A 25,955-nucleotide genomic window follows, 5' to 3' on the forward strand; every position below is an offset into this window, starting at 1 on the left:
CATGACGGACAAGACCAAAGCTGACTGGCAGGCGCTCGCAGACAAGGAAGTGAAGGGCAGGGATCTGGCCTGGCACACGCCGGAAGGGTTCGCGATCCAGCCGCTCTACACGGCGGACGACGTGCCGGCCGATCCAGGGCTGCCCGGCTTCGCCCCGTTCACCCGCGGGGTGAAGGCGAGCATGTACGCCGGACGCCCGTGGACGATCCGCCAATACGCCGGCTTCTCCACGGCGGAAGAGTCCAACGCGTTCTACCGCCGCAACCTGGCGATGGGGCAAAAGGGGCTGTCGGTCGCGTTCGATCTTGCCACGCACCGGGGATACGACAGCAATCACCCGCGCGTGGTCGGCGACGTCGGCAAGGCGGGGGTGGCGATCGATACCGTCAAGGACATGGAGATCCTGTTCGACGGCATTCCGCTCGATCAGATGTCGGTCAGCATGACGATGAACGGCGCCGTGATCCCGGTGCTGGCGTTCTTCATCGTCGCGGCGGAGCGGCAGGGGGTTAGCCAGGACAAGCTCGACGGGACCATCCAGAACGACATCCTGAAGGAGTTCATGGTCCGCAACACGTACATCTATCCGCCCGAACCGAGCATGCGGATCGTTTCAGATATCATCGCATATACCTCTGCCAACATGCCGAAATTCAACAGCATTTCGATTTCCGGCTACCACATGCACGAAGCCGGCGCGACGGCGGTGCAGGAATTGGCGTTCACCATCGCCGACGGCAAGGAATACGCCCAGCGCGCGATGGCCGCCGGGCTCGACATCGACGCCTTCGCCGGACGGTTGAGCTTCTTCTTCGGGATCGGGATGAACTTCTTCATGGAGGTCGCCAAGCTGCGCGCGGCGCGCACGCTGTGGTGGCGGACGATGGAGGAACTGGGCGCCAAGAGCGAGCGGTCGAAGATGCTGCGCACGCATTGCCAGACCAGCGGCGTCAGCCTGCAGGAGCAGGACCCGTACAACAACGTGATCCGCACCACGGTGGAAGCGATGGCGGCGGTGCTGGGCGGCACGCAGAGCCTGCACACCAACGCGCTCGACGAGGCGATCGCCTTGCCGACCGATTTTTCCGCCCGGATTGCCCGCAACACCCAGTTGGTGCTGCAGGAAGAAAGCGGGATCACCAATGTCGTCGATCCTCTCGGCGGATCATATTACATCGAAGCTTTGACCGCCAAGCTGGTGAAAGAAGCGGAAGAATTGATCGCTGCCGCAGATGCAGCGGGCGGGATGACGGCCTATGTCGCGACCGGCCGGCCCAAGGCCGCGATCGAGGAAGCGGCCGCCGCCAAACAGGCCAAAGTCGATCGCGGCGAGACGGTGATCGTCGGGGTCAACAAGTACCGCAAGGCGAGCGAAGATCACCTCGACACGCTCGACATCGACAACCACGCGGTCCGCGACGGGCAGATTGCCCGGCTGCAAGCGGTCCGCGCGGCGCGCGACGAGGCGGCCTGTCAGGCGGCACTGGCCGCGCTGACCGATGGGGCGCGGGCTGGTGGCAACCTGCTCGCGCTGGCGGTGGAGGCGGCCCGGCACGATGCGACGCTGGGGGAAATCTCCAGTGCGATGGAACAGGCGTTCGGCCGTTACGACACGGTGCCGACCCCGGTGAAGGGCATCTACAGCGCCGCTTACGAGGGGGATCCGCGGTACCAGCAAGTGGCGGACGGGGTGCAGGCGGTCGCCCGCCGGCTGGGCCGCGCGCCCAGGATCATGGTCGCCAAGATGGGGCAGGACGGGCATGACCGGGGCGCCAACGTCATTGCCTCGGCCTTTGCCGACATGGGTTTCGACGTCGTCAGCGGCCCGCTTTTCCAGACCCCGGCCGAAACCCGCGACATGGCGCTGGCGCGTGAGGTCGACGCGATCGGTGCGAGCAGCCTTGCCGCCGGGCACAAAACCCTGATCCCGGAACTGATCCAGCTCCTGCGCGAAGCGGGGCGGGCGGATATCAAGGTCGTCGCAGGCGGCGTGATCCCGCCGCAGGACTATGACTTCCTGCGCGAGGCGGGGGTGCAGGGCATCTATGGCCCGGGGTCCAACGTGGTCGAATGCGCGGCGGACCTGCTGCGCCTGCTCGGCCATAATATGCCGCCGCTGGGAAGCGAGCTGGAAGCGGCCGAATGAGCGGCGCCCCCCAGGCCGGCTTTCTCCCCATTGCCGCGATGATGTTCCTGGCCGGCATCGGCATCCCGGTGTTCGCCGCGTTCAACACCGCGCTCGGCAAGCAGCTGGGCGGTCCGATCGCTGCCACGGCCGTGACGTTCGCGGTTGGCCTCGTCATCGCCCTGGTGATGGTGGCGGTGACCGGCTTCCCGCAGCGCGCCACCTTTACTTTCGAAACGCCGCACATCTGGTTCGGCGCGATCTTTATGCTGTTCTACGCCACGTCGGTCGCTTTTGCGGCGCCGCGGATCGGGCTTGGTAATGCGATCTTCTTCGTGTTGCTCGGCCAGATCGTCGCGGCGGCGGCGATCGATCACTTCGGCTGGCTGGGCACCGTGCAGAGCGCGTTGACGCCCAAGCGCTTGCTGGGCCTCGCAGTGATGGCGGTCGGCCTGTATCTCGCAAGGAAGCCCGCATGAGTATCTCCCGCACCGACTGGACGCGCGAGGAGATCGCCGCGCTGTTCGACCTGCCGTTCACCGAACTGTTGTTCCAGGCGGCGAGCGTGCACCGTGAGAACCATCCGCCTGACCAGGTTCAGCTTTGCACCCTGCTTTCCATCAAGACCGGCGGGTGCCCGGAGGATTGCGGTTATTGCAGTCAGTCCGTCAAAGCGGACAGTGGAGTGCCCGCGTCGAAGCTGATGGACTTTCAGGCGGTGTTGCAGTCGGCCGCGCAGGCGAAGGACCACGGCAGCCAGCGGTTCTGCATGGGCGCTGCGTGGCGCAACCCCAAAGACCGCGACATGCCCGCGATCATCGAGATCGTGAAGGGCGTGCGCGCGATGGGCCTGGAAACCTGCATGACGCTGGGGATGCTGACGCCGAAACAGGCGGACATGCTCGCCGAGGCCGGGCTCGACTACTACAACCACAACATCGACAGCAGTCCCGAATACTACGAGCGGGTGATCACCACGCGCACGATGGGCGAGCGGCTCGACACACTGGCGAACGTCCGCGCGGCGGGGATCAACGTGTGTTCGGGCGGGATCGTCGGCATGGGCGAGACGCGCGCCGACCGGGTGGGCTTCGTCCACACGCTCGCCACCCTGCCGCATCATCCCGAAAGCGTACCGGTCAACGCGCTGGTGCCGGTCAAGGGCACGGTGCTGGGCGACATGCTGGCCGACACCCCGCTCGCCAAGATCGACGACATCGAGTTCGTCCGCACCGTGGCGGTGGCGCGGATCACGATGCCGCTCTCGATGGTGCGACTGAGCGCCGGGCGCGAGTCCATGAGCGAGGCGACGCAGGCGCTGTGCTTCCTCGCCGGCGCGAACTCGATCTTCACCGGCGACAAGCTGCTCACCGCCCCCAACGCCGGCGACGACAGCGACGCCGCGCTGTTCGCCAAGCTGGGGCTGACCGCGCTCAAGGGCGAGGAGCCGATGCGGGCGTGCCGGGTGGTGGAGGCGGCGGAGTGAAGTTCGAGTTGCCACCATCAATCCAGAAACTGATCGCGGCCCGCAATGAACTCAAGGCGCATTACAGCGCTGTCGATCTCCATTTCACGCTCGACGGAAATTTGGTCGGGGATCTTGGTGAGGCAGTCGCAGCCGAGTTATTCGGGCTGAGGCTAACTGGACGTAGCAACGAGGGTATCGACGGTTACGCGCCTGATGGGCGTTCTGTGCAAGGAAAAGCTAGCGGGACCAAACGTGGCGCTGCTTTTCGTCCTGTGGAGACTCACGCAGACCACCTCCTATTTTTTCATTTCGACTATGACGGTTGCTATGGCGAGGTCATTTACAATGGACCTGAACAGCCCATTCGAGAACTCTTGCCATCGACATGGGTAAACCAGCGACCCGTCAGTGCACCTGCGCTTCGTAGGCTCAATCAATTGGTAGCGGACGCGGATCGCCTACCACTCACCTCGAAAGCAAACTGATGTTCTCCAAAATCCTCATCGCCAATCGGGGCGAGATTGCTTGCCGGGTTATCAAGACCGCGCGCCGGATGGGTATCGCGACCGTCGCGGTCTATTCGGACGCCGACGCGCGCGCGCCGTTCGTGCGGATGGCGGACGAGGCGGTGCATATCGGCCCCTCGCCGGCCGCTGAAAGTTACCTGATCGCCGACAAGATCATCGCCGCGTGCAAGCAGACGGGCGCCGAGGCGGTGCATCCGGGCTATGGCTTCCTCTCTGAGCGCACCAGTTTCGCCGAGGCGCTCGCCAAGGAGAACATCGCCTTTATCGGTCCGCCGGTGAACGCGATCGCGGCGATGGGGGACAAGATCGAATCCAAGAAGCTCGCCAAGGAAGCCGGGGTCAACGTCGTCCCGGGCTTCGTGGGCGAGATCGAGGATACCGAGCACGCGGTGCGCATCGCAGCCGAGATCGGCTATCCGGTGATGATGAAGGCCAGCGCCGGCGGCGGCGGCAAGGGCATGCGGCTTGCCTATTCCGAGCAGGACGTGCGCGAGGGCTTCGAGGCGACCAAGCGCGAGGGCCTGAACTCGTTCGGCGACGACCGGGTGTTCATCGAGAAGTTCATCCTCAATCCGCGCCACATCGAGATCCAGATCCTCGGCGACCAGCACGGCAACATCGTCTACCTAAACGAGCGCGAGTGCAGCATCCAGCGCCGCCACCAAAAGGTGGTCGAGGAAGCGCCGAGCCCGTTCGTCACCCCAAAGATGCGTCAGGCGATGGGCGAGCAGTGCGTCGCGCTCAGCCGCGCGGTGGGGTACTACAGCGCGGGCACGGTCGAGTTGATCGTCAGCGGTGCCGACCCGACCGGTGAGAGCTTCTACTTCCTCGAGATGAACACCCGGCTGCAGGTTGAGCACCCGGTGACCGAGGCGATCACCGGCATCGATCTGGTCGAGCAGATGATCCGCGTCGCCGCGGGCGAGAAGCTTGCCTTCACGCAGGAGGACATCGGCATCGACGGCTGGTCGATCGAGAACCGCGTCTATGCCGAGGACCCCTATCGCGGGTTCCTGCCCAGCACCGGGCGGCTGGTGCGATATGACCCTCCCGTCGAAGGCTGGACCGAAAGCGAGGTCGAGGGCAGCGACCGGCGCGGCGTGCCAGTCGGCGCGGGCGGGGTGCGGGTCGACGACGGCGTTTTCGAAGGCGGCGAGGTCAGCATGTTCTACGACCCCATGATCGCCAAGCTGGTGACATGGGCGCCGACCCGCGATGAAGCCGCGGACCTGCAGGTCAAGGCGCTCGACAGTTTCCAGATCGAGGGGCTCGGCCACAATGTCGATTTCCTCTCCGCCATCATGCAGCACCCGCGGTTCCGCTCGGGCGAGCTGACCACGGGGTTCATCGCCGAGGAATACCCCGACGGCTTCCACGGGGCGGCGAGCGACATCCGCACCATCGGCGTACTTGCCGCCGTGGCTGGCGCGATCGCCACCGCCGATGCCGACCGCGCACGTCGCATTGACGGCCAGCTGGGGGACGAGCGCGCTGCACCGGGCGACTGGCAGGTGCGTATCGCGGGCCAGGATCACGCGGTCGTGCTGGAAGAGGACGCAATCACCGTCGATGGCCATCCGGTCGCGATCGCGCTGGAGTACACGCCGGGCGACCGGTTCGTGGAGGTGGAGCTTTATGCGGCTGACGCGGACGATGAAGCCGCTCCGCTGGACAGCTACGGCATCCAGCTGTCGCCGACGCGTAGCGGCTACCGCATGACCACGCGCGGGGCGAAGCACGAGGTCCGCATCCTGCCCGCCCACGTCGCTCAGTACGCGCAGCACATGATCGAGAAGGTGCCGCCCGACCTGTCGAAGTTCCTCATTTGCCCGATGCCAGGGCTGCTGGTCGCGCTTCATGTGGGAGAGGGCGACACCGTCCAGCCAGGCCAGCCGCTCGCGACGGTCGAGGCGATGAAGATGGAGAACATCCTCCGCGCCGAGAAGACCGGCACCGTCGCCAAGGTCAACGCGCAGCAAGGCGCCAGCCTGGCGGTCGACGAGGTGATCCTGGAACTGGAGTGATGCACCTGTCGCACTCGCCCGAGGCCCCGGCGGCCGAGACAATCGCGTTCGCCGATTTCCTCAAGGTCGACATCCGGATCGGCACGATCGTCGAAGCGGACGCGTTTCCGGAGGCGCGTAAGCCTTCGTACCGGCTGAAGATCGACTTCGGACCCGTCATCGGCGTCCGGAAAAGCTGCGCGCAGATTGCCGCCAACTATCCTGTGGGTGAATTGCCCGGCCGGCAGGTCGCGGCGGTAGTCAATTTCCCGCCGCGGCAGATCGGACCAGCCATGTCCGAGGTGCTGACCCTGGGCTTTGCCGACACCGCCGGCGAGGTCGTCCTGTTCGCGCCCGACGTGCACGTGCCCAACGGATCGCGGCTGTTCTGATGCCGGCGATCTACACCATCGGTTACGAACAGGCGACGCAGGCGGCGGTGATCGACGCGCTGCGCGCGGCCAAGGTCCAGCTGCTGGCGGACATCCGTTTCCTGCCGCTGTCGCGCCGCCCCGGCTTCTCCAAGTCGAGCCTCAAGGCCGCGGCCGAGGAAGCGGGGATCGCCTACCGCCACTTCAAGCAACTCGGCACCCCGGCTGAAGGTCGCGAGGCCGCGCGGCGCGGGGATCACGCCACCCTTGCGTGCATCTACGGCGGACAGCTCGAATTGCCCGAGGCGATGGCGCAGATGGGCGAACTGCACGACATCGCGCAGCAACAGCGCGTGGCGTTGTTGTGCTACGAGCGCGATGCGGCGGAATGTCACCGCAGCCTGCTGTTCGATGCACTGTTCGACGGGTTCGAGCGGGTGGATCTGGAACCGGAACTGCTGCCGAAAACCTGACGGGGCGGACCCAATCCGCTGCCGGTACGTAAGTTCGGCATGCTGTTCGATAACTGGTCCAGTCTCCTGCGTGCCGCGCTTCTTGCCGTTCTGACATACGGGTGGCTGGTGCTGATGCTGCGCTTGTACGGCAAGCGGACGCTGGCGAAGCTCAATGCGTTCGACTTTATTGTCACCGTCGCGCTCGGGTCGATCCTTGCCAGCACGATCCTCGCGAAGAGCACAACCTGGTCGCAAGGGGCGATCGCCCTCGCGATTCTGTGTTCGCTGCAGTGGCTGGTTGCCAAGGCATCGCTGCGCTGGCCGTGGTTCTTCCAGCTTACCCGTTCCACCCCGCGGCTGTTGCTGATCGATGGCACACCGATAGACGCGGCGATGAATGCAGAGCGGATCGGCTTGTCGGATCTGCGGGCCGCTGTCCGCAGGCACGGCAGCACCGCTTTCAAAGACGTTCACGCCGTCGTCCTGGAAACGGACGGAACGCTCAGCGTCATTGCCCAACCCGGCGATGGTTCGACCCTCTGCGATGTCGTCGGCTACGGGCAGTATCGCAAGCAGCAGAACGAGCCTTAGCGCGGATCGTCACCCGTGCGGGGTGTGCAAGGCGTTAGCGGCGCAACTCCTCGTCGAGAAACAAGGCGACGTCGGATAAGGCAACGTCACGTGCGAGGAACGCCTGACCGATCCCGCGCAGCAGCACGAACGGAAGGGTTCCGGCGTCCATCTTCTTGTCGTGCCGCATGTGGTCGACCAGCGTGCCGCCGTCGCGATCGAGCCTGAGTTGCGCAATCTCGGACGGGAGGCCGGCGGAACGCACCGACCCTGCTACCGCCTCTGCTTCCGTAGCCTCCATCAGCCCGGTCCGCGCCGAATAGCGAGCGGCCAACACCATGCCGAGCGCGACCGCCTCGCCATGCAGCAGGCGGTCGGAGAATCCGGTTTCCGCCTCCAGCGCGTGGCCGAAGGTGTGGCCGAGATTGAGCAGCGCGCGCTGTCCGGTGGTCTCACGCTCGTCCTCTGCGACAATGGCAGCTTTCATCGCGACGCTGGTCGCGACCGCATGTTCGAGCGGCGCATCCTCCAGAGCCAGCACCGCGGGGCCGTGGTTCGTGAGCCAGTCAAAGAACACCCGGTCTCCCAGCACGCCGTATTTCAGCACTTCGGCGTAGCCGGCGCGCAGTTCCCGATCGGGCAGGGTGCCCAGCGCGTCGAGATCGGCCAGGACCATGCTCGGCTGATGGAACGCGCCAATCAGGTTCTTGCCCGCGGCGGTGTTGATCGCCGTTTTTCCACCGACGGAACTGTCGACTTGCGCCAGCAGGCTGGTCGGCAACTGGATGAACCCGCACCCGCGCTTGAGAATGGCCGCCGCAAACCCGGTGAGATCGCCGACCACTCCGCCGCCGAGCGCCAGCACGTTGTCGCCGCGCTCGATCTCACGCGCCAGCAGCCAGTCGGTCAACGCGGACAGGCTCTGCCAGCTCTTGGAGCCTTCCCCCGGCTCGACCAGGTAGACGTCGGCGTCCTTGCCAGCCTCGCGCAGCCCTTGTTCAAGCCGCTGACCGTGCAGGTTCCAGGCGTTGCGGTCAGCGACCACGGCGACGCGGCGCTTGCGCAGGAGTGGCCCGGCGAGCGCACCGGTGCGCTCGAGCAGACCACGTCCGATGTGCACATCGTAACCGCGCCCGGCGAGCGCGACGGGGATCACAGCCACCGGTCAACCGCCTCGACGATCTGCATCGCCGTTTCGTGCTGCGGGCCGCGCGCGCTCTCGACCCGGATCGGCGCCTGCGCATAAAACGGTGTGCGCTCCCGGTTCAGCCGTTCCAGAATTTCCGCGGGGTCGCCTCCGCGCAGCAGCGGCCGGTCGTCGCGGCGGCCCGTCCGCTCCACCAGGGTGGCCACGTCGCAGTCGATCCACACGGCGATCCCGCGTTCCAAGATCAACGCCCGGGTATCCTGGTTGACGAACGCGCCGCCTCCGGTGGCGATCACGCCGTGATGTTCGTCGAGCAGGCGCGCGATCACGCGCCGTTCCCCGTCGCGAAAGTACTGTTCACCGAAGCGGTCGAAGATTTCCGCGACCTGCATCGACGCCGCTTCCTCGATTGCCTCGTCCGCATCCACGAAGTCGGTTTGCAGTATGGTGGCGAGACGGCGACCGACGGTCGACTTGCCGACCCCCATCAGGCCGACCAGCACGATCGGCCGGTCGATCCGCCGAACGAGTGCGCCGATCTCGGCTGGGGTGAGGGCGGCAGTCGCGCAGCGCATTGCCGCTTCGACTATAGATGGGCTAGGGGACGCGCAACCGCGCACCGGCTTTGCGTGCGCGCGGCGGAAGGGATCGCGGGTCTTGGTGATGAACGGCAGGCGCATCGGCTGGATCGCGGCGGCGCTGGTGGCGCTGCTGCTGGCGTATGCGTGGATCGACGGCGGCGAGGAAGCGATCCACCCGATCGTCCAGCCCATCGATGTGCCGGAGCATGCCCGATGAGGCGGCTTGCGGCATTGAGCGGAGGCGCGGCTGCCCTGGCGCTCGTTTCAGGTCTGGCGTTGGCGCAGAATGCCCCCGAATCGCTGCTCCCGCCCGGCTTTGAAGAACCGCGGCCGGCGCCCACTCCAACGCCCCGGCCCAGCCCATCGGGCGGCGCGCAAGCCCCGGCACCCGGGCCGAGTGGCAATGCGACCTCGGTGCCCGTCATCCAGCCGCTGCCGAGCGGCGGCAGCAACCGCGCGCCCGCGCCCGCACCTGCGCCGCTCCCCGATTTCGCAGGCAAGCTCCCCTCGCTCGACCAGATCGAGCGGATGTCGACCGACGAAATCGACGAGCTGCTCGGCCTCAAGCCAAAAGTCGATATTCCCCCCGGCGCACGCCGGTCGCTGGAACGCGTGGGGGTGCTCGCTCCTGCGGAAGGCGGCTTGCCGACGTTCTCACTCGCCAACCAGCCCGCCTCGCTGGTGCGTGCCGCGCTTGCCGGTAGCGACGGTCCCGTGGTGTCGCGCTGGGGGCACATCCTGCTGCGCCGGGCTCTTGCCAGCCGGCTGGCGGCGCCGGCGGACATGGACCCGGTGGAGTTTGCCGCGCTGCGCGTCAGCACTCTCAACGCGATGGGCGAATTCGCCGCCGCGCGAGCGGTGGCGCAAGAGGTCGATACCTCTGACTGGAACGCGGCGCTGACCGCGGCGGCTCTCGATGCTTATATTGGCACCGCCGATCTGGTCGGAGCCTGCCCGGCGGTGCGCCTGCAAGGCAGCCGGCGCGAAGACGCAAACTGGCGGCTGGTCCAGGGCATCTGCAATGCGTTCGCGGGCGAGGGCGCGCGGGCCAAGGCTGATCTCAACCGCGTGCGCAGCCGCGGTCAGGCCGCCAGCATCGACGCCCTGCTGGCACTTCGCTTCGCCGGGGCGTCGGGGCAGGGGCGCGGTGCGGTCACGATCGAGTGGAACGACGTCGACGAACTGACGCCGATGCGGTTCGCGCTGGCGAACGCCGTGGGCGAGCCGGTGCCAGCGGGTTTGCTCGAGGGAGCAGGCCCATACTACGCCCGGGCAGCAGCGGTCGCCCCGATGCTGGCATTGCCGCAGCGCATCGCCGCATCGGAAATCGCCGCGCGCGAAGGTATCCTGTCATCGTCCGCGCTGATCGATCTGTACTCGCAGGCATACGGCGAGGAGGACCTCGACGGGCCAGCGGCGACGCTGGCGGGGCAATTGCGCCAGGCGTATGTCGGAGGGGATTCGGCCGCGCGACTGGCGGCGATCAAGGACGTCTGGGTGTCCGGTCCCGGGCAGGCAATCGATTATGCACGGCTGGTGCTGACAGCCTATGCCGCCGCGCGGCTGGAGCCGAGCGAGGAGTTCGTCGACGATTCCGGACCTTTGCTGGCCGCGATGCTTTCGGCGGGCCTTGAACGGGATGCGCTTCGGTGGGGGAACGTGATCCCGGAAGGCAGCGACGGCTGGGCCCAACTGGTGTTTGCGGCGCCCAACCAGAACGATCCTGTGTCGACGGGTGCGGTGGATGACTTCATCGGCGACGATGATGGCGCGGGCCAGCGACAGTCCAAGTTCCTGGTTGCCGGGCTCGCCGGTCTCGGGCGGCTGAGCCAGAGCGACATCAACAGCTATTCCAGCGACCTCAAGCTCGGTCTTGGAAGCGCGACGCGCTGGACCCGCGCAATCGATGCGGCGGCCGCGGCCGACAACCAGGCGCTCGTGGCCTTTCTGGCGGGGCTGGGAATGCAGGGTTCGGATTGGCAGCAGATGACCCCGCGCCATCTGTATCACATCGTCGGCGCGCTCCATCGCGTGGGCCTGTCCGCCGAAGCGCGAATGATCGCGGCGGAGGCGGTCGCGCGCGGCTGATGGCGGCTGGCACGGGCCTGGTCGAAGATTTCCTCGCGATGCTGGCAGCCGAACGCGGCGCGGCGGCCAACACGCTGGCCGCCTATCGCCGAGACCTGGAGGGAGCCGCCGGGCACGTCGGCGATCTGGCGACAGCCGACTCCACGACGCTCGCCAGGTTAGGCACCGCGTGGTCCGATCTCGCGCCGGCGAGCGTCGCGCGGAAATCGTCTGCGCTGCGTCAGTTCTACGCCTTTTTGATCGACGAGAACGTGCGCGAAGACGATCCGAGCAGCGGGCTTCCGCGCCCCGTCGCCCGCCGCCCGCTGCCCAAGATCTTGTCACACTACGAAGTCGAGGCCCTGTTCAGCCGCGCGGAGCTGGAGGCGGCAACTGAAAGTCCGCCGGCCTTGCGGATGCTGGCGTTGCTGGAACTGCTTTATGGATCGGGCTTGCGCGCGACAGAGCTGGTTTCATTGCCGGTGACGGCGGTGCCGCGCGATGCGCCGCTGCTGACGGTGACAGGGAAGGGGGGGCAATCGCGCATGGTGCCCGTCAGTTCTGCCGCCCGTGCCGCGCTTACCCGCTGGCTGGCGACCCGGCCGCCGGGGCGGTTCCTGTTCCCCTCCCGCGCGGGCACGCACCTGACCCGGGTCAGGCTGTTTCAACTGATCAAGGAACTGGCGATCCGCGCCGGCCTGCCTCCTGAAAAAGTCAGCCCGCACGTCCTGCGCCATGCCTTTGCAACGCACCTGCTGGAAGGCGGCGCGGACCTGAGGGTGCTGCAGACCCTGCTCGGCCATGCCGACATCGCCACGACCCAGATCTATACCCACGTCGATGCCGCGCGGCTAGTGACGCTGGTCAATGAGCGCCACCCGCTTGCACGGGCGCGCCGGGGGGACTAGCGGGGCGCCAATGCAGTCTTATCTCGAATTCGAGAAGCCCGTCGCCTCGCTGGACAAGCGCATCGCAGAGTTGCGCGCGGCCGCCGCAGGTGACGAAGTCGACATCTCGAGCGAACTCGCCAAGCTGGAGGCCAAGAGCGCCGAACTGCTGGCCACGACCTACGCGGGGCTCACTCCCTGGCAGAAGACGCAGGTCGCGCGCCATCCCCACCGGCCCCACTTCCGCGATTACGTCGCCCACGCGTTCGATGAGTTCGTCCCGCTGGGCGGTGACCGCCTGTACGGCGACGATCAGGCGATCATCGGCGGATTGGCCAGGATCGATGGCCGCAAGGTCGTCCTGATCGGGCACGAAAAAGGCCACGATACCCAGACCCGCATCCGCCATAATTTCGGAATGGGAAAGCCGGAGGGGTATCGCAAGGCGATCCGCCTGATGGAACTGGCCGGCCGGTTCGGCCTGCCGGTGGTGACGCTGGTCGACACGTCCGGGGCATTCCCGGGGATCGAGGCCGAGGAGCGCGGTCAGGCTGAAGCAATCGCCCGCTCGACCGAAGCGTGCCTGGCATTGCCGGTGCCGATGGTCGCCGTGATCGTGGGCGAGGGCGGATCGGGCGGGGCGGTCGCGCTTGCCAGCGCCGAGCGGGTCCTGATGCTGGAACACGCCGTTTATTCGGTAATCAGCCCTGAAGGCTGCGCATCGATCCTGTGGCGAACCGCGGAAAAGGCGCCCGACGCGGCAGAGGCGATGAAGGTCACGGCACAGCACCTTGAGCGGCTGGGCGTGATCGACCGCATCGTGCCCGAACCGATGGGGGGCGCACACCGCGATCCCGTCGGCGCGGCGAGGGCGCTCGGCAGCGCGATCGCTCAGGAGATTGACGCGCTTACCAAGCTGCCCGCCGATGTGATCCGGCGGATGCGGGAGGACCGGTTCCTGGCGATGGGCGCCGGCTGAACACTGCTCCCGGGGGAACCAGAGTTGTTCCTTGCGGGTTTCCAAGGCCACAAAAACGCATAACCGCGGCGGGCGGTGGGTCGCCGTGCATGCCTTGGAAAGGGACCAGACATGACCGTACATCGCACCAGAATGCGCGCGCTTTTACTCGCCACCAGCGCAGCCGGCTTTATCGTTTCCGGCTGCTCGACCACTGCCGATGCCGCGCCGCGAGCCACGGCTGCCACGATCAGCCAGTCCGAAGCGCAACAAGGCGCGCAGCAGCACCCGCAACTGCTGCAGGAATTCGGCGGCGCGATGAGCGGGCCGCAGGCGCAATATGTCGAGCAGGTTGGCAAGAACATCGCCGTCCAATCGAGTCTATCCAATGCGCGCGATGCCTTTACGGTGTCCCTGCTCAACAGCTCGGTGAACAACGCCTTCGCCATCCCGGGCGGCTACATCTACACCACCCGACAGCTGGTCGGGCTGATGAACAACGAAGCAGAGCTGGCCGGCGTGCTGGGGCACGAAGTCGGCCACGTCGCCGCGCGGCACGCCCAGCGGCGGCAAAGCACCGCGACGAAGAATTCGATCCTGGGCGCTCTGGGCTCGATCCTCGCAGGGGCCGTGCTGGGCAACAGCCAGGTTGGCCAGGCGATCACCAGCGGCATCCAGCAGGGATCGCAGCTCTTGACGCTGAAGTTCTCCCGCAGTCAGGAATTGGAGGCCGACCGGCTCGGCATCCAGTACCTGCAGCGCGCCGGCTATGATCCGCGGGCGATGGGCACCGTGTTGCAGAGCCTTGCGCTGCAGAACGCGCTGGACGCTTCGCTGCAGGGCCGGGACAACGCGAGCGTGCCGCAATGGGCCTCGACACACCCGGATCCCGCCAGCCGGGTGCAGAGTGCGTTGCGGACCGCAGGCAATGCGACTGGCGTGACCAATCGCGATACCTTCCTCACCCGGATCGACGGGCTCGTCTATGGCGACGATCCGGCGCAAGGGGTGATCGAGGGACGGCAGTTTATCCACCCGAGCTATCGCCTGTCCTTCAGCGCGCCGAGCGGATTCTACATGGTCAACGGCACGCAGGCGGTGTCCATCCAGGGACAGAGCGGACAAGCGCAGCTGACGACCGCGCCGTACAATGGAAATCTGGATACATACGTGCGCCAGGCATTCGCCTCGCTCAGCCAGAACCAGCAGGTCGCGCCGCAGTCGCTGCAGCGCACCACCGTCAATGGCATTCCGGCGGTGTTCGGCACGGCGCGAGTCAATTCGGGCAACAGCCAGGTCGATGTGGTGATCTTCGCCTACGAATTTGCCAGCAATCAGGCGTTCCATTTCGTCACGATCAGCCAGGCGGGCCGGTCGAGCGTGTTTTCGCCGATGTTCAATTCGATGCGGCGGATCAGCGCCAACGAAGCGGCGCAGATCATCCCGCGGGTGATCGATGTGGTGACGGTCGGGTCACGCGACACGGTGCAGTCGCTGGCTGCGCGGATGGCGTACACCGATGCTCAGGAACAGCGCTTTCGGGTGCTCAACGGACTGACGGCGAACCAGACGGTCGCGCCAGGGCAGAAGGTTAAGTTGGTGGTGCGCGGGAGCTGAGTCGCTTTGGCCAAAAAGGCGGCGGGATTGCTCCCACCGCCTTATCGGCATTTGATAATGCTTGCTTACGTGGTCGGCGTGGTGCTGCCCTTGGCAACTTCGGTGCTTACGTTTTTGAACGTTGTGCTCAGGCTGCCGCCGAGGCTTTGCATCGCGGCGATCGCTGCGACTGCGATAAGAGCGGCGATCAGGCCATATTCAATGGCGGTGGCCCCGTTTTCGTCGCGGATCAGATTCTTGAAAATTTGCATTTGATGTCTCCTGGTTTAGTCTTCGCTACCCGGCCTGCCCCTCATCCTATTCTATCGGAGGTTGAGGGGCGGATAGAATTAGGCCTTTCGAATTCCTAATTCCGCTCGCCCTACGTTCTCAGCTCCGTGGTTTCTTCCATTTTGCTACTCACTTTGGTCCACATCGAGATTGTTTTATCCGAGAAGTTCTGAACCGCGGCAAGCATGGCGAGAAAAACCATGGCCAGGATCAGGCCATATTCCACAGCAGTCGCCCCCGAAATGTCGCTGGCAATCCGCTTTAGGACGTTGCGCATCGGCATTTTTGCTACTTTCTGTCGAACACCGCCTGATCGAATTCGCTTCTGGACTTCACTCGTTAAGAAAAGGTTGCCGATGGCGACGAAACTGGAAAATCTCCCGACAGCCATGGAGGTGGTGGCGGGCGCAATGTCCGACGGTGCGGGTCGCTGGCTGCTGCAGAAGCGCCCGGCGGGAAAGCGGCACGGGGGACTGTGGGAATTTCCCGGGGGCAAGGTCGAGCCTGGCGAAACGCACGCCGAGGCGCTGCTGCGCGAGCTTCATGAGGAATTGGCGATCATTGTCTGCTTGCCCGACGAAGACGCCGTTGGTCAGGCGCGCGCCGATGCTGGCGGGGGCGAGGCTGCGATTGTCATCACTCTTTACAGAATCACTTCATGGACCGGAGTGCCGCAGCCCGAACCCGGCGCGGAATGCCGTTGGTTCACTTCTGCAGAGGTAGGGCGGCTGCCGGTTCCGCCGCTCGACCGCGCGCTGGTTGCGCAACTCTTCACGGAGGCAGGATAAGGGATTGCCAAGCCGAAACGGCGACCCTATGTGCCGCCCCCTAGTGCGCGCCCGTAGCTCAGCTGGATAGAGCATCAGACTACGAATCTGAGGGTCGGACGTTCGAATCGTTCCGGGCGCGCCAACTTCGGGCCGCTTCCCATCGGGAGGCGGCCCGCTGTGTTTCTGCCGCTGAAATCGAAGCGATCGGTCTCCGCGATAGCAACACCCGTGACCCGGCCCCCGCCTTGCCCTACGGACCGTAGGCTAGCGACGAAGGGGAAACACTTGGCAAAGCCGCCGGAACAACATCAGGGTCCCGCCTTCGATGACAACTCGGTCGCGCCCGGCGTATGGAAGTTCGCCAAGGTCGAGCGCGCCAGTGTCGTCGTGGATGCTGAAGACTATTTCGCCCTCATGCAGCGGGCTATGCTGAAGGCGCAACGCCGCGTCATGCTGGTCGGGTGGGACTTCGACACGCGTATCCACCTCGCAGTCGGTCGCCGCTGGTTTAGCCGGCCGTTCCGGCGAAACCATCCCCGCCGTCTGGGCAGCTTCCTGCTGTGGCTGGCCCGTCGCCACAAGAAAGTGGAAATCCGAATCCTCAAATGGGGGATGGGCGTGTTCCAGTTCGTCGCCCGCGGATACATGTTCATCGATGTGATCCGCATGGCCAGCTATGAACGGATCAAGTTCAACTTCGACAGCCATCACCCGGTCGGCTGCTCTCATCACCAGAAGATCGCGGTGCTCGATGATCGCCTCGCGGTCTGCGGCGGGATCGACATGACGATGGATCGCTGGGACACCCGTGCGCACGATGAAACGGACCGCCGGCGCCGGCGGCCGCACGGTCGCAAGTACGGTCCGTGGCACGATGCGACGATGATGATGGAGGGCGACGCCGCACGCGAACTGGGCCGGCTGTGCCGTGACCGCTGGGTCAAAGCGGGCGGCAAGCAATTGAGCGAGATCGACATACCGGACGACAGCCTGTGGCCCGAGGAACTGCCGGTTCAGTTCGAGAACGTCGAGATCGGTATCGCCCGCACCCGGGCCAAGTACGATGGCGACGTCGCGGTAAACGAGATCGAGGATCTGCTGCTGCAGCAGATTTCCGCGGCCAAGCGCTTCATCTATTCGGAAAACCAGTACTTCACCTCGCCGAAGATCGCCGAAGCGATCGCTCGCCGCCTGAAGGAAGACGATCCGCCCGAGATTGTCATGGTGCAACCGCAGGCGGCTGATGGCTGGCTTGAACAGCAGGCGATGGACCATGCGCGCAACTGCCTGCTGCACTCCCTTCAGGACATCGACCACAAGAAGCGGTTCGGCCTGTTCATACCGTACACGGGTGAAACGAGCATCTATGTCCACGCCAAGCTGACGATCTTCGACGATCAGGTCCTGCGGATTGGATCAGCGAACTTCAACAACCGGTCGATGGGGCTGGACAGCGAATGCGACGTGTTCATCGACTGCAATCGTCCCGGCAACGCGCACGCGTGCGATGGCATCGCCGCACTGCGGCATTCGCTGCTGGCGGAACATTGCGGGCTATCCGATCCCGAGGTGGCGTCCGCTCTGGAGGATGCCGGGGGATCGATGCTCCGGTTGATCGAGCAGCACGGCGCGCGCAACTCACGTCAACTCCGGCGATTTGATCCGCCCGAACTGGGCGCGATCGAGGAAACGCTGGCGGGATCGCAGGTGCTCGATCCCGAACGCCCCGAAGAGATGTTCGAACCGTTTGCCAAGGGCGGCTTGCTCAAGCAGGGGAGCCTGATGAAGCGGGCGTACGAGCGCGCCAAGAAGGGGATCCGCAGATGAGCAGCCTGGTCGGTCCGGACGAGGACAAAGATGAAGGCAAGCCGCCGGTGCCAGCGGACGTACAGGAAGCAATCCGCACCGTGATCCGCTGGGCGGGCGACGACCCGTCGCGCGAAGGGCTGCTCGATACGCCCAAGCGCGTCGCCCGAGCGTGGAAGGAATACTGCCTGGGCTATGCCGAGGACCCTTCAGTGCACCTCAGCCGTGTGTTTGACGAAGTGGGCGGGTACAACGAGATCGTCCTACTTAAGGACATTCCGTTCCAGAGCCACTGCGAACACCACATGGCGCCAATCATCGGCAAGGCCGCGATCGCCTATCTGCCCAACGACCGGGTGGTCGGCATCAGCAAGCTGGCACGGGTACTCCACGGGTTCGCGCGCCGGTTGCAGGTGCAGGAGCGGCTGACGGCACAAGTGGCGGACTGCATCTGGAACCACCTCCACCCCCAAGGCGTGGCGGTGGTGATCGAGGCCGCCCACAGCTGCATGACCGCGCGCGGGGTGCGCACGCCGGGGGTGAGCATGATCACCAGCCGGATGATGGGCACTTTTCTTGACGATCCGCGCAGCCGCGAGGAAGTGCTCAAGCTGATGGGGTACTGACCCGCTGGCTGATCGCGGCGGCCAAGGCCCAGATGACAAAGCCGGCGGCAAGATCTACAGCGTAATGCCCGCCCACCGGAACGGTCGAGACGATGACGATGGTCGTCCAGGCGGCTCCTAGCCAGCGGAAGCGAGTGGGCGCGAGCGCTTGCGTCTCCATCAGCGCCAGCACGTGTGAAACGACGGAAAGGTGACGAGACCGGTCATGTCGCTCAGCCGGGCGACGGGATCGCTCCCGCCGTAAAAGTGCGCGAAGCCTTGAAGGTGATACACGCCAGCCCCCACTGGCAGGCCGCGGCCCTGGAGATCGCCCAGGCCGAAGTGGTGCATGGCACCGATGGCCGGCATCAGGATCGATAGCGCGGCGACAACCTGCATGGCGATCACGATGGTCGCAGTAAGCTCCCACGCGCGGCCGGAGCTACCGGTCGCGAGAACCGCGAGTATCAGCGCTACGACGACAACTCCCGAAGCGTTGTACACCAACGCCAGCACGTCGATCAGGAGCGGACTGTAAGTCGCCGCACGGACTGCCCGATCGACATGAAACCCCAGCGCGGCGTCGGCCCGGGCCAGGCGCGCATCCAACAGGGGCGCCTCCAGCTTGAGGCCCACATGCGAGATGACCGCGCAGAGCATCAGCGAGAGGATCGCTGCCGCGACGATTGCTGCAGCCGACGCCATCCGCGGATCGAGCTGCCGTTTGCTGCACCATAACGAAACCAGGCCCATCCCGGTCGCCAGGGCGGCGAACCCGGCGAACACGGCCCCCTCGAGGGACGTGCCGGTAATCATCAGAATGATGCCGGCGAGCATCGCGGCACTTCCCAGCACGATCGCCATCAGCGAGGTCAGGCCATGCCGCGAGGTCCACGCCGCCGTGGGGGGCGTGGGGGAATGATCCAGTGCGATGGCGCGTGCGGCGAGAAGCCCGTTCATGCGGCAAAACTAAACGGCAATGGTTGCCATTCGGTGGACAACGCGTCGCCACCCGGCCGTCAAAAAGCCGCGGGCGATCTCTCGCCCGCGGCTGTTGTCGCGTTCTGGAGAAAACTAGAGCTGTTCGAGCAGGTGCTCAGCGCTGGACACGGAGAAATCGCCGGGCTGTTCGACGTTGAGCTCCTTCACCACGCCGTCATCGACGATCATCGAGAACCGCTGACCGCGCTTGCCGAGCCCGAAGCCGGAGCCGTCCATCGTCAGGCCGAGCGCTTCGGCGAAGTCGCCGTTGCCGTCAGCCAGCATGGTGATGTCGTCGCTGCCGGCGGACTTGTTCCAGGCGCCGAGCACGAACGCGTCGTTGACCGAGGTCGCGACGATCTCGTCCACGCCCTTCGATTTCAGATCCTGCGCCTTGTCGACATATCCCGGAAGATGGCGCGCCGAGCAGGTCGGTGTGAACGCGCCGGGCACCGAGAACAGCGCAACCTTCTTGCCCGCGAAATAGTCGGAGCTCTGCACGGCTTCGGGGCCGTTCTCGGTCGCCTTAACCAGCTTCACGTCGGGCAGCTTGTCACCCACCTTGATCGTCATCGCGCTTATCCTTTTGCAAGTTGCAGGAAGTCGCCCGTGAGATAGCGCGCACGGACGCCGCTGCAAGCCGCACGGCCCCGTGAACGACGATTTTCCGTGCCGGGGCGTCCGCTGCCTCGACAGCCTGCCAAGACGGGTTCTGGATCACATATAAAGGAAGCTTTATATTTGCTTTTGGCGCCAACGGGAGCTAGGGCGCGCGCAACCCCCGAATGGAGAATTTTGCCGTGGCCACTTCTGCCCAGACCCTTACCCGCGATTACGTGATCGCGGACATCAACCTTGCCGACTATGGCCGGGCCGAGATCGCGATCGCCGAAACCGAGATGCCCGGCCTGATGGCTTTGCGGGAAGAATACGGTGCGTCCCAGCCGCTCAAGGGCGCGCGGATCACCGGTTCGCTGCACATGACGATCCAGACAGCGGTGCTGATCGAGACGCTGACCGCGCTGGGTGCGGAAGTGCGCTGGGCCACCTGCAACATCTTCTCGACCCAGGACCACGCAGCCGCTGCGATCGCCGCGAGCGGCGTGCCCGTGTTCGCGATCAAGGGCGAGAGCCTGGCGGATTACTGGGACTATGTCGGCCGCATCTTCGACTGGGGTGACCAGACCTGCAACCTGATCCTCGACGACGGCGGCGACGCCACCATGTTCGCGCTATGGGGCGCACGGATCGAGGCGGGCGAGACCATGCCTGATCCCGCCAACGCCGAAGAAATCGAGATGCAGCGCGCACTGAAGGCGTTCATCAAGGCACGGCCGGGCTACCTCACCGAGACGGTCAAGGCGATCAAGGGCGTGTCGGAAGAAACCACCACCGGCGTGCACCGGCTGTACCACCTGGCCAAGCAGGGCAAGCTGCCGTTCCCCGCGATCAACGTGAACGACAGCGTGACCAAGTCGAAGTTCGACAACCTGTACGGCTGCAAGGAATCGCTGGTCGACGCGATCCGCCGCGCCACCGACGTGATGCTCGCCGGCAAGGTTGCCTGCGTTGCCGGGTTCGGCGACGTCGGCAAAGGGTCTGCCGACAGCCTCCGCAACGGCGGCGCGCGGGTGATGGTGACCGAAATCGATCCCATCTGCGCTCTTCAAGCAGCCATGGAAGGCTTTGAAGTCGTCACGATGGAAGAGGCGGTCAAGCGCTGCGACATCTTCGTCACCACCACCGGCAACGAGGACGTGATCACCGCCGAGCACATGAAGGCGATGAAGCCGATGGCGATCGTGTGCAACATCGGTCACTTCGACAGCGAGATCCAAATCAGCGCGCTCGACAACTACGACTGGCAGGAAATCAAGCCCGGCACGGACGTGGTGACCTTCCCCGACGGCAAGAAGATCATCATCCTGGCCAAGGGCCGCCTAGTGAACCTGGGGTGCGCCACCGGACACCCCAGCTTCGTGATGAGCTGCTCGTTCACCAACCAGACCCTTGCGCAGATCGAGCTGTTTACCAAGGGTGAAGAGTACAACAACGACGTGTACGTGCTGCCCAAGCATCTCGATGAGAAGGTGGCCGCGCTGCACCTCGAAAAGCTGGGCGTTCAGCTCACTCAACTGAGCCAGCGACAGGCTGACTACATCGGCGTGCCAGTGGCCGGTCCGTTCAAGCCGGATCACTACCGCTACTAAGTCGCCGTCGCCCGGTTGCTTTGGGGGCCGTGCGCGCATAGCGAACGGCCCCCATGCAGTTTTCACCTCTCGCGCTGGCACTGATCGGTCTGCTGCTCGCCGCCTGGGTGGCGGGAGCGGCCGGGCTGATGATCGCCGCCAGCGCGAAAGCGCGCGCCGCGGAATCGTCCCGCAAGGCCGCGCGGCGCATGGCGCGGATGATCGACGAAGCACCGGCCATTCCCTTGCTGGTGCGCGCCGACGGGCGCATCGAAGGCAGCGAGCGACTCGCCGGCTGGTTCGGACTCGCCAAGTTGCCCCAGTATCTCGTGGATCTGGGCAACGGCGCGGGCGGGAAGGGACTGTCCGCCGAACAGCTTGCCGAACTGCAGCGCCTCGTCGCGCGCACGCAGAAAACCGCCGCTCCGTTTCGCATGGCGATCACTCCCCCCGGCTCGCGCCGCAGCCTTGCCGTGCGCGGTGCACTGGCCGACCCCCAGGTCTCGCCCGGCGGCGCGGCCTTGCTGTGGATCTTCGACTTTTCCGAAAGCGAGAGCGAACTGGCTCGCCTGCGCGCGGACGCCGCCCGCGCCAAAAGCGATTTTGCCGCCCTGGTGGGCCTTATCGAAGCCGCTCCCATGCCGATGTGGTTTCGCGGTCCCGACGCGAGGCTGAAGCTCGTCAACCAGGCCTATGTTGCCGCGGTCGGCGCCGACAGCGCCGAAACAGCGGTCGAAAACCAGGTGGAACTGATTGAACCTGCTGACGGCCTGTCCGCAGCGCAGGTCGCAGCCCAGGCTGCCGGACAGAAGCAGGCGATCGAGCGGATCGTGGCCACCACTATCGCCGGTCAGCGGCGGGCGATGAAGGTCAGCGACTTGCCGCTGGGGGACGAGGGCGTCGCCGGATACGCGGTCGACATCGAGGAGATGGAAGAGCTGGGTCGCACCCTGCGGGCATTCCAGGATGCCCAGCGCGCGATGCTGGACCAGCTTTCCGTCGGCGTCGCGCAGTTCGGAGCCGACCGCAAGCTGATCTCCGCCAACCAGCCCTTCCGCCGTGCCTTCACGATGCGTCTCGGCGCAAGCGAGGGCACCGAGTTCGAACGCTTCCTGCGCGAAGCGCGCGAGGCCGGGCGGACGCCCGAAGTGCGCGACTTCCCCGCCTGGCGGGCGGAACGGGTCGAGTGGTTCGCGCAAGGCGAGCCGGTGGAAGAAGCCTGGCCGCTGAGCGACGGCACGCACTTGCGGATCGTCACGCAGCCGATGCCTGACGGAGGGCTCGTGCTGATCGCGGAGGATCGCACCGAAAGCCTGGCCCTGTCCGCGACCCGTGACACGCTGCTGCGCACGCGCACCGCGACCTTCGACAGCCTGTTCGAGGCGCTGGCGGTGTTCGCTCCCGACGGGCACATGCAACTGTGGAACCGCCGTTTCGCAGCAGCCTGGGGGATCGAGCCGGACACACTCGATGGTCATCCGACCGCGGATCAACTCGTGGCGATCATCGCCCCGCACCTGGAAAAGCCCAAGCAGGCGAAAGCCATCGGCGAAATCGTCCGCGGCGCTACGCTCGATCGCAAGCAGACCGGCGGCCGGGTCGCGCTGGCCGACGGGCGCACGCTGGAGATCGCGGGCGTCCCGCTGCCCGACGGCAATGGCCTGCTGACGGTGCTCGACATCACCGATTCGCAGAAAGCCGAGGACGCCCTGCGTGAGCGTAACGAGGCGCTGGAGGCAGCTGACGAGCTGAAGACCCGTTTCCTCGCCAACATGAGCTATGAATTCCGCGTGCCGCTTACCTCGATCAGCGGGTTTGCAGAGCTGCTGGAGGCCGGCGTGGCGGGCGAACTTTCCGCGCAGGGGCATGAGTATGTCGCCGCCATCATAGAATCGGTCCAGCGCCTGACCGATCAGGTGGAGAATGTCCTCGACCTGTCGCAAAGCGAAGCCGGCCTGCTGCCGCTGGCGCCCGAGAAGTTGGAACTGCTGCCGTTTGCCACCAAAGTAGTGCGCGATCGCGAGGCGGCCATCCTGAGTGCGGGGTTGAGCCTGGACTTGCGCGGCGGCCAGACGGCGAAGGTGGAGGCCGATCCGCGCCAGCTGGGCCGGGCACTCGGCCAATTGCTCGACAACGCGATCGCCGCCACGCCGCAGGGGGGAAAGATCCTCGTCGAATTGTCGCGCAAGGCCGACGGCGTGCGCATCATCGTTTCCGACAACGGCAAGGGCATGACCCGCGACGAGCTGCGCCGCGCGCTGGAGGGTTTGCGCACTGGTGCGAATGGCCGCCCGGAGCGCCGCGCGGGGCTGGGCATCCCGCTCGCCCGTCAGCTGGTCGAAGCGCACGGCGGCACGCTCGAGATCGTGTCGCGTGCTGGTGAGGGGACCACCGCGACGATCCTGCTGCCGTGAGGGTGGAGCTGCCCGACCTTGCCACGATGGATGCGTTCGGTGCCCGCCTGGCCGGGCACCTGCGCCGGGGCGACGTGATCGCCCTGTCTGGTGGCCTTGGCGCTGGCAAGACGACTTTGGCGCGGGCGATCGTCGCCGCCCTGGGTCATCAGGGAGAAGTGCCGTCGCCGACCTTCACCATCCTCGAGATTTACGATGCGCTCGATCCGCCCCTGGTGCACGCGGACTTCTATCGGCTCGATTCGCCCGCTGAAGCCGAGGAGCTGGGGTTGGACGATTACCGCTACGGCGCAGCCCTGATCGCCGAATGGCCGGAGAATGCGGGCGGTTTCAATCATGAGCCGGGATGCCTCTCGATCACGCTGGAAACGGCGGGAAACGGCCGCGTGGCGATTGTCGAACCGGGGGCCGATTGGCTAGGGCGCCTGTCATGAGCGAGCTGCCCGAAGGTCTGCACCCGTTTCTTACCGCTGCCGGCTGGGGCGGCGCCGCTGTCGATTCCATTCCCGGCGATGCGTCGTTCCGGCGGTATTTCCGCATTCGCAGCGGTGAGCGCAAGGCGATGCTGATGCACGCCCCGCCGCCGCATGAAGATCCGCAACCGTTCCTCGATGTCGCCGTATGGCTGACCGCCGCACAGATGCGTGCGCCCGCGATCTACGCTGCCGACGCCGCGGAAGGTTGGGTGTTGCTGGAAGATTTCGGCAACGACCGAATGCGCGATTGGCTCGACGTTCATCCCGCCGACGAGGACGGGGCATACAGCGCCGCGATCGATGCCCTGGTCGCGCTGCACACCAAAACGCCTGGTCCGTTCGCACCGTATGACATGGCGACCTATCAGCGCGAAACGGCGCTGCTGACGGAATGGTACTGCCCCGCCGCAGGGCTGGAAGTGGACGTAGAGGGTTACTTCCGCACCTGGGACGAAGTGCTCGCTCCGCTGCTCGATCGTCAACGCCCCGGCGTGACGGTGCTGCGCGATTACCATGCGGAAAACATCATGCTGCTGGAGGCAGGCAAGGACGCGGGCGGCGCGCAAGGGCTGATCGATTTCCAGGACGCGCTGGTCGGTCATCCGGCGTACGATCTGGTCAGCCTGCTGCAGGATGCGCGGCGGGAGGTCTCGCCCGAGCTCGAGCGCCGCATGCTCGACCGTTATGTCACGCGCGCGCGGCCGGGCGCTGAATTCGCGGCGGACTATGCGCGCCTCGGCGCCCAGCGGAATGCCAAGATCGTCGGCATCTTCGTGCGGCTATGGCAGCGCGACGGCAAGCGAGGCTACCTGTCGCTGATCCCGCGGGTATGGGCCGCGCTGGAGCGCGACCTTGAACATCCGGCGCTGGCCCCGGTCGCCGCCTGGTTCGACGCCAACATCCCGCAGGCCCGCCGTGATGAACTGGGTGGAAGCCTGACGTGACCGTCCTCGCCAGCGATACCGCGATGGTCATGGCGGCGGGGCTGGGCAAGCGGATGCGTCCGCTCACGGCGACGCAGCCCAAACCGATGGTGCGCGTCGCGGGCAAGCCGCTGATCGATCACGCGCTCGACCGTCTGGCAGATGCCGGCGTCGCGCGAGCGGTAGTGAACGTGCATTATCTGGCCGACCTGTTGGAGGCGCACCTTGCCGAGCGGCAATCGCCGAAGGTGACCGTTTCGGACGAGCGCGCGGTGCTGTTGGAGACGGGCGGCGGCATGAAGAAAGCGCTCGCCGCCGGCCTGCTGCCCGATCCGTTCTTTTGCCTCAATGCCGATAACATCTGGCTCGACGGGCCGCGCGATGCCTTCGCCGATCTGTCGAGCGCGTGGCGGCCTGATCAGATGGACGCGCTGCTGCTCGTCGTGCCGCACGCGCGCGCGATGAACTTCCGGGGGCAGGGCGATTTCCACATGGACGCGCTTGGCCGCCTCAGCCGGCGCAAGACGGGCCGGGTCGCGCCGTTCATCTATACCGGCATCCAGCTCGTCAGTCACCGGCTGCTGCGCGATGCGCCGGACGGTCCGTTCGGCACGATGATCCTGTGGGAGCGGGCGATCGCGGAAGGCCGGCTGTTCGGCACCGCGTTTACCGGCCAGTGGTTCGAAGTCGGAGAGCCGCACGCGATCAAGCCGACCGAAGAGGCGTTGAGGGGTGCCTGATCGCC

At 65.8% G+C, this 25,955-nt stretch carries 26 protein-coding genes, 1 tRNA gene and 1 pseudogene; 22 read left to right on the plus strand and 6 right to left on the minus strand.

The window, feature by feature from the left end; translation table 11 throughout:
- The first annotated feature begins 1 nt into the window (after position 1).
- Genes scpA through E0504_RS19545 form a run of 8 tightly spaced genes read left to right on the plus strand, consistent with a single transcriptional unit; the run spans position 2 to position 7,540 of the window.
- Positions 2-2,146 carry a methylmalonyl-CoA mutase gene (scpA, locus tag E0504_RS19510; protein ID WP_131625391.1) on the plus strand — a complete coding sequence of 715 codons (2,145 nt, stop codon included), beginning with the start codon at positions 2-4 and terminating at the stop codon, positions 2,144-2,146.
- On the plus strand, positions 2,143-2,604 hold the full coding sequence (locus E0504_RS19515) for a DMT family transporter (RefSeq protein WP_207974497.1): 462 nt from the start codon (positions 2,143-2,145) through the stop codon (positions 2,602-2,604). The genes scpA and E0504_RS19515 overlap by 4 nt, the downstream gene beginning before the upstream one ends.
- The gene (gene bioB / locus E0504_RS19520; protein ID WP_131625392.1) at positions 2,601-3,611 is read left to right on the plus strand and encodes a biotin synthase BioB; all 1,011 of its coding nucleotides are present in this window, start codon (positions 2,601-2,603) and stop codon (positions 3,609-3,611) included. Before E0504_RS19515 ends, bioB begins: the two co-directional genes overlap by 4 nt.
- Positions 3,608-4,078, plus strand: coding sequence for a hypothetical protein (locus E0504_RS19525; RefSeq protein WP_131625394.1), 471 nt, complete (start codon positions 3,608-3,610; stop codon positions 4,076-4,078). The genes bioB and E0504_RS19525 overlap by 4 nt, the downstream gene beginning before the upstream one ends.
- Positions 4,078-6,144 (plus strand): acetyl/propionyl/methylcrotonyl-CoA carboxylase subunit alpha, encoded by a 2,067-nt coding sequence (locus tag E0504_RS19530; protein ID WP_131625395.1) that lies wholly within the window; start codon positions 4,078-4,080, stop codon positions 6,142-6,144. Before E0504_RS19525 ends, E0504_RS19530 begins: the two co-directional genes overlap by 1 nt.
- Positions 6,144-6,515: a tRNA-binding protein gene (locus E0504_RS19535; RefSeq protein WP_131625703.1), complete on the plus strand. Its 372-nt coding sequence runs from the start codon at positions 6,144-6,146 to the stop codon at positions 6,513-6,515. The genes E0504_RS19530 and E0504_RS19535 overlap by 1 nt, the downstream gene beginning before the upstream one ends.
- Entirely contained in the window at positions 6,515-6,967 is a 453-nt protein-coding gene (locus tag E0504_RS19540; RefSeq protein ID WP_131625396.1) for a DUF488 family protein, read from the plus strand. Before E0504_RS19535 ends, E0504_RS19540 begins: the two co-directional genes overlap by 1 nt.
- 39 nt (positions 6,968-7,006) lie before the next feature.
- The gene (locus E0504_RS19545) at positions 7,007-7,540 is read left to right on the plus strand and encodes a DUF421 domain-containing protein (protein ID WP_131625398.1); all 534 of its coding nucleotides are present in this window, start codon (positions 7,007-7,009) and stop codon (positions 7,538-7,540) included.
- Between the two features lie 34 nt (positions 7,541-7,574).
- Here E0504_RS19545 and aroB read toward each other — a convergent pair whose 3' ends face one another.
- Together aroB and E0504_RS19555 are read right to left on the minus strand one after the other, a co-directional pair.
- Positions 7,575-8,681 carry a 3-dehydroquinate synthase gene (gene aroB / locus E0504_RS19550; protein WP_131625400.1) on the minus strand — a complete coding sequence of 369 codons (1,107 nt, stop codon included), beginning with the start codon at positions 8,679-8,681 and terminating at the stop codon, positions 7,575-7,577.
- Positions 8,672-9,241 (minus strand): shikimate kinase, encoded by a 570-nt coding sequence (locus tag E0504_RS19555; protein WP_131625704.1) that lies wholly within the window; start codon positions 9,239-9,241, stop codon positions 8,672-8,674. Before E0504_RS19555 ends, aroB begins: the two co-directional genes overlap by 10 nt.
- Positions 9,242-9,323: 82 nt before the next feature.
- On the opposite strand from E0504_RS19555, the gene E0504_RS51320 reads away from it, so the two are divergent.
- The 5 genes from E0504_RS51320 to E0504_RS19575 all read left to right on the plus strand — a co-directional run bounded on the left by E0504_RS51320 (position 9,324) and on the right by E0504_RS19575 (position 14,776).
- Complete coding sequence (locus E0504_RS51320) at positions 9,324-9,464, plus strand: hypothetical protein (protein WP_207974500.1); 141 nt, start codon at positions 9,324-9,326, stop codon at positions 9,462-9,464.
- Positions 9,465-9,661: 197 nt separating this feature from the next.
- Positions 9,662-11,335 carry a hypothetical protein gene (locus E0504_RS19560; RefSeq protein WP_207974501.1) on the plus strand — a complete coding sequence of 558 codons (1,674 nt, stop codon included), beginning with the start codon at positions 9,662-9,664 and terminating at the stop codon, positions 11,333-11,335.
- A complete protein-coding gene (locus E0504_RS19565; RefSeq protein ID WP_131625403.1) occupies positions 11,335-12,222 on the plus strand; it encodes a tyrosine recombinase in 888 nt (295 codons plus the stop codon). The genes E0504_RS19560 and E0504_RS19565 overlap by 1 nt, the downstream gene beginning before the upstream one ends.
- Positions 12,223-12,232: 10 nt before the next feature.
- Complete coding sequence (locus tag E0504_RS19570; RefSeq protein WP_131625705.1) at positions 12,233-13,180, plus strand: acetyl-CoA carboxylase carboxyltransferase subunit alpha; 948 nt, start codon at positions 12,233-12,235, stop codon at positions 13,178-13,180.
- Between the two features lie 111 nt (positions 13,181-13,291).
- On the plus strand, positions 13,292-14,776 hold the full coding sequence (locus tag E0504_RS19575; RefSeq protein WP_207974503.1) for a M48 family metalloprotease: 1,485 nt from the start codon (positions 13,292-13,294) through the stop codon (positions 14,774-14,776).
- A 65-nt stretch (positions 14,777-14,841) separates the two neighbouring features.
- Here the strand turns inward: E0504_RS19575 and E0504_RS19580 are convergent, their stop codons facing one another.
- Positions 14,842-15,027 carry a Flp family type IVb pilin gene (locus E0504_RS19580; protein WP_131625404.1) on the minus strand — a complete coding sequence of 62 codons (186 nt, stop codon included), beginning with the start codon at positions 15,025-15,027 and terminating at the stop codon, positions 14,842-14,844.
- A 110-nt stretch (positions 15,028-15,137) separates the two neighbouring features.
- On the minus strand, positions 15,138-15,329 hold the full coding sequence (locus E0504_RS19585; RefSeq protein ID WP_207974504.1) for a Flp family type IVb pilin: 192 nt from the start codon (positions 15,327-15,329) through the stop codon (positions 15,138-15,140).
- Positions 15,330-15,402: 73 nt separating this feature from the next.
- Between E0504_RS19585 and E0504_RS19590 the strand changes: the two genes are divergently transcribed.
- The 4 genes from E0504_RS19590 (at position 15,403) to folE (ending at position 18,248) form a co-directional block, all read left to right on the plus strand.
- A complete protein-coding gene (locus tag E0504_RS19590) occupies positions 15,403-15,834 on the plus strand; it encodes a (deoxy)nucleoside triphosphate pyrophosphohydrolase (protein ID WP_207974505.1) in 432 nt (143 codons plus the stop codon).
- A gap of 47 nt (positions 15,835-15,881) precedes the next feature.
- Positions 15,882-15,958 (plus strand) — tRNA-Arg (locus E0504_RS19595).
- A gap of 143 nt (positions 15,959-16,101) precedes the next feature.
- A complete protein-coding gene (locus E0504_RS19600; protein WP_207974506.1) occupies positions 16,102-17,643 on the plus strand; it encodes a phospholipase D-like domain-containing protein in 1,542 nt (513 codons plus the stop codon).
- Positions 17,640-18,248: a GTP cyclohydrolase I FolE gene (gene folE, locus E0504_RS19605; protein ID WP_131625405.1), complete on the plus strand. Its 609-nt coding sequence runs from the start codon at positions 17,640-17,642 to the stop codon at positions 18,246-18,248. The genes E0504_RS19600 and folE overlap by 4 nt, the downstream gene beginning before the upstream one ends.
- Here the strand turns inward: folE and E0504_RS19615 are convergent.
- A pseudogene (locus E0504_RS19615) lies at positions 18,229-19,187 on the minus strand (phosphatase PAP2 family protein). The gene folE and the pseudogene E0504_RS19615 sit on opposite strands and share 20 nt — an antisense overlap.
- A 114-nt stretch (positions 19,188-19,301) precedes the next feature.
- Entirely contained in the window at positions 19,302-19,781 is a 480-nt protein-coding gene (locus E0504_RS19620) for a peroxiredoxin (protein WP_131625411.1), read from the minus strand.
- Positions 19,782-20,008: 227 nt separating this feature from the next.
- On the opposite strand from E0504_RS19620, the gene ahcY reads away from it, so the two are divergent.
- Genes ahcY through E0504_RS19645 form a run of 5 tightly spaced genes read left to right on the plus strand, consistent with a single transcriptional unit; the run spans position 20,009 to position 25,950 of the window.
- The gene (gene ahcY / locus E0504_RS19625) at positions 20,009-21,418 is read left to right on the plus strand and encodes an adenosylhomocysteinase (protein ID WP_131625413.1); all 1,410 of its coding nucleotides are present in this window, start codon (positions 20,009-20,011) and stop codon (positions 21,416-21,418) included.
- Positions 21,419-21,471: 53 nt separating this feature from the next.
- A complete protein-coding gene (locus E0504_RS19630) occupies positions 21,472-23,811 on the plus strand; it encodes a PAS domain-containing sensor histidine kinase (RefSeq protein ID WP_131625414.1) in 2,340 nt (779 codons plus the stop codon).
- Positions 23,808-24,245 carry a tRNA (adenosine(37)-N6)-threonylcarbamoyltransferase complex ATPase subunit type 1 TsaE gene (gene tsaE, locus E0504_RS19635; RefSeq protein WP_131625416.1) on the plus strand — a complete coding sequence of 146 codons (438 nt, stop codon included), beginning with the start codon at positions 23,808-23,810 and terminating at the stop codon, positions 24,243-24,245. The genes E0504_RS19630 and tsaE overlap by 4 nt, the downstream gene beginning before the upstream one ends.
- Positions 24,242-25,231 carry an aminoglycoside phosphotransferase family protein gene (locus tag E0504_RS19640; protein WP_131625418.1) on the plus strand — a complete coding sequence of 330 codons (990 nt, stop codon included), beginning with the start codon at positions 24,242-24,244 and terminating at the stop codon, positions 25,229-25,231. The genes tsaE and E0504_RS19640 overlap by 4 nt, the downstream gene beginning before the upstream one ends.
- Positions 25,228-25,950 (plus strand): nucleotidyltransferase family protein, encoded by a 723-nt coding sequence (locus E0504_RS19645; protein WP_207974508.1) that lies wholly within the window; start codon positions 25,228-25,230, stop codon positions 25,948-25,950. The genes E0504_RS19640 and E0504_RS19645 overlap by 4 nt, the downstream gene beginning before the upstream one ends.
- Positions 25,951-25,955: the final 5 nt, after the last annotated feature.

Source organism: Parafrankia sp. BMG5.11, from assembly GCF_004337455.1.

What these genes read in the sequence shown, in the direction of transcription:
- scpA (WP_131625391.1), top strand. Translation starts at nt 2, where the DNA reads ATGACGGACAAGACCAAAGCTGACTGGCAGGCGCTCGCAGACAAGGAA.
- E0504_RS19515 (WP_207974497.1), top strand. Translation starts at nt 2,143, where the DNA reads ATGAGCGGCGCCCCCCAGGCCGGCTTTCTCCCCATTGCCGCGATGATG.
- bioB (WP_131625392.1), top strand. Translation starts at nt 2,601, where the DNA reads ATGAGTATCTCCCGCACCGACTGGACGCGCGAGGAGATCGCCGCGCTG.
- E0504_RS19530 (WP_131625395.1), top strand. Translation starts at nt 4,078, where the DNA reads ATGTTCTCCAAAATCCTCATCGCCAATCGGGGCGAGATTGCTTGCCGG.
- E0504_RS19535 (WP_131625703.1), top strand. Translation starts at nt 6,144, where the DNA reads ATGCACCTGTCGCACTCGCCCGAGGCCCCGGCGGCCGAGACAATCGCG.
- E0504_RS19540 (WP_131625396.1), top strand. Translation starts at nt 6,515, where the DNA reads ATGCCGGCGATCTACACCATCGGTTACGAACAGGCGACGCAGGCGGCG.
- E0504_RS19545 (WP_131625398.1), top strand. Translation starts at nt 7,007, where the DNA reads ATGCTGTTCGATAACTGGTCCAGTCTCCTGCGTGCCGCGCTTCTTGCC.
- E0504_RS19555 (WP_131625704.1), bottom strand. Translation starts at nt 9,241, where the DNA reads ATGCGCTGCGCGACTGCCGCCCTCACCCCAGCCGAGATCGGCGCACTC.
- E0504_RS19565 (WP_131625403.1), top strand. Translation starts at nt 11,335, where the DNA reads ATGGCGGCTGGCACGGGCCTGGTCGAAGATTTCCTCGCGATGCTGGCA.
- E0504_RS19570 (WP_131625705.1), top strand. Translation starts at nt 12,233, where the DNA reads ATGCAGTCTTATCTCGAATTCGAGAAGCCCGTCGCCTCGCTGGACAAG.
- E0504_RS19575 (WP_207974503.1), top strand. Translation starts at nt 13,292, where the DNA reads ATGACCGTACATCGCACCAGAATGCGCGCGCTTTTACTCGCCACCAGC.
- E0504_RS19580 (WP_131625404.1), bottom strand. Translation starts at nt 15,027, where the DNA reads ATGCAAATTTTCAAGAATCTGATCCGCGACGAAAACGGGGCCACCGCC.
- E0504_RS19585 (WP_207974504.1), bottom strand. Translation starts at nt 15,329, where the DNA reads ATGCCGATGCGCAACGTCCTAAAGCGGATTGCCAGCGACATTTCGGGG.
- E0504_RS19590 (WP_207974505.1), top strand. Translation starts at nt 15,403, where the DNA reads ATGGCGACGAAACTGGAAAATCTCCCGACAGCCATGGAGGTGGTGGCG.
- folE (WP_131625405.1), top strand. Translation starts at nt 17,640, where the DNA reads ATGAGCAGCCTGGTCGGTCCGGACGAGGACAAAGATGAAGGCAAGCCG.
- E0504_RS19620 (WP_131625411.1), bottom strand. Translation starts at nt 19,781, where the DNA reads ATGACGATCAAGGTGGGTGACAAGCTGCCCGACGTGAAGCTGGTTAAG.
- E0504_RS19630 (WP_131625414.1), top strand. Translation starts at nt 21,472, where the DNA reads ATGCAGTTTTCACCTCTCGCGCTGGCACTGATCGGTCTGCTGCTCGCC.
- E0504_RS19640 (WP_131625418.1), top strand. Translation starts at nt 24,242, where the DNA reads ATGAGCGAGCTGCCCGAAGGTCTGCACCCGTTTCTTACCGCTGCCGGC.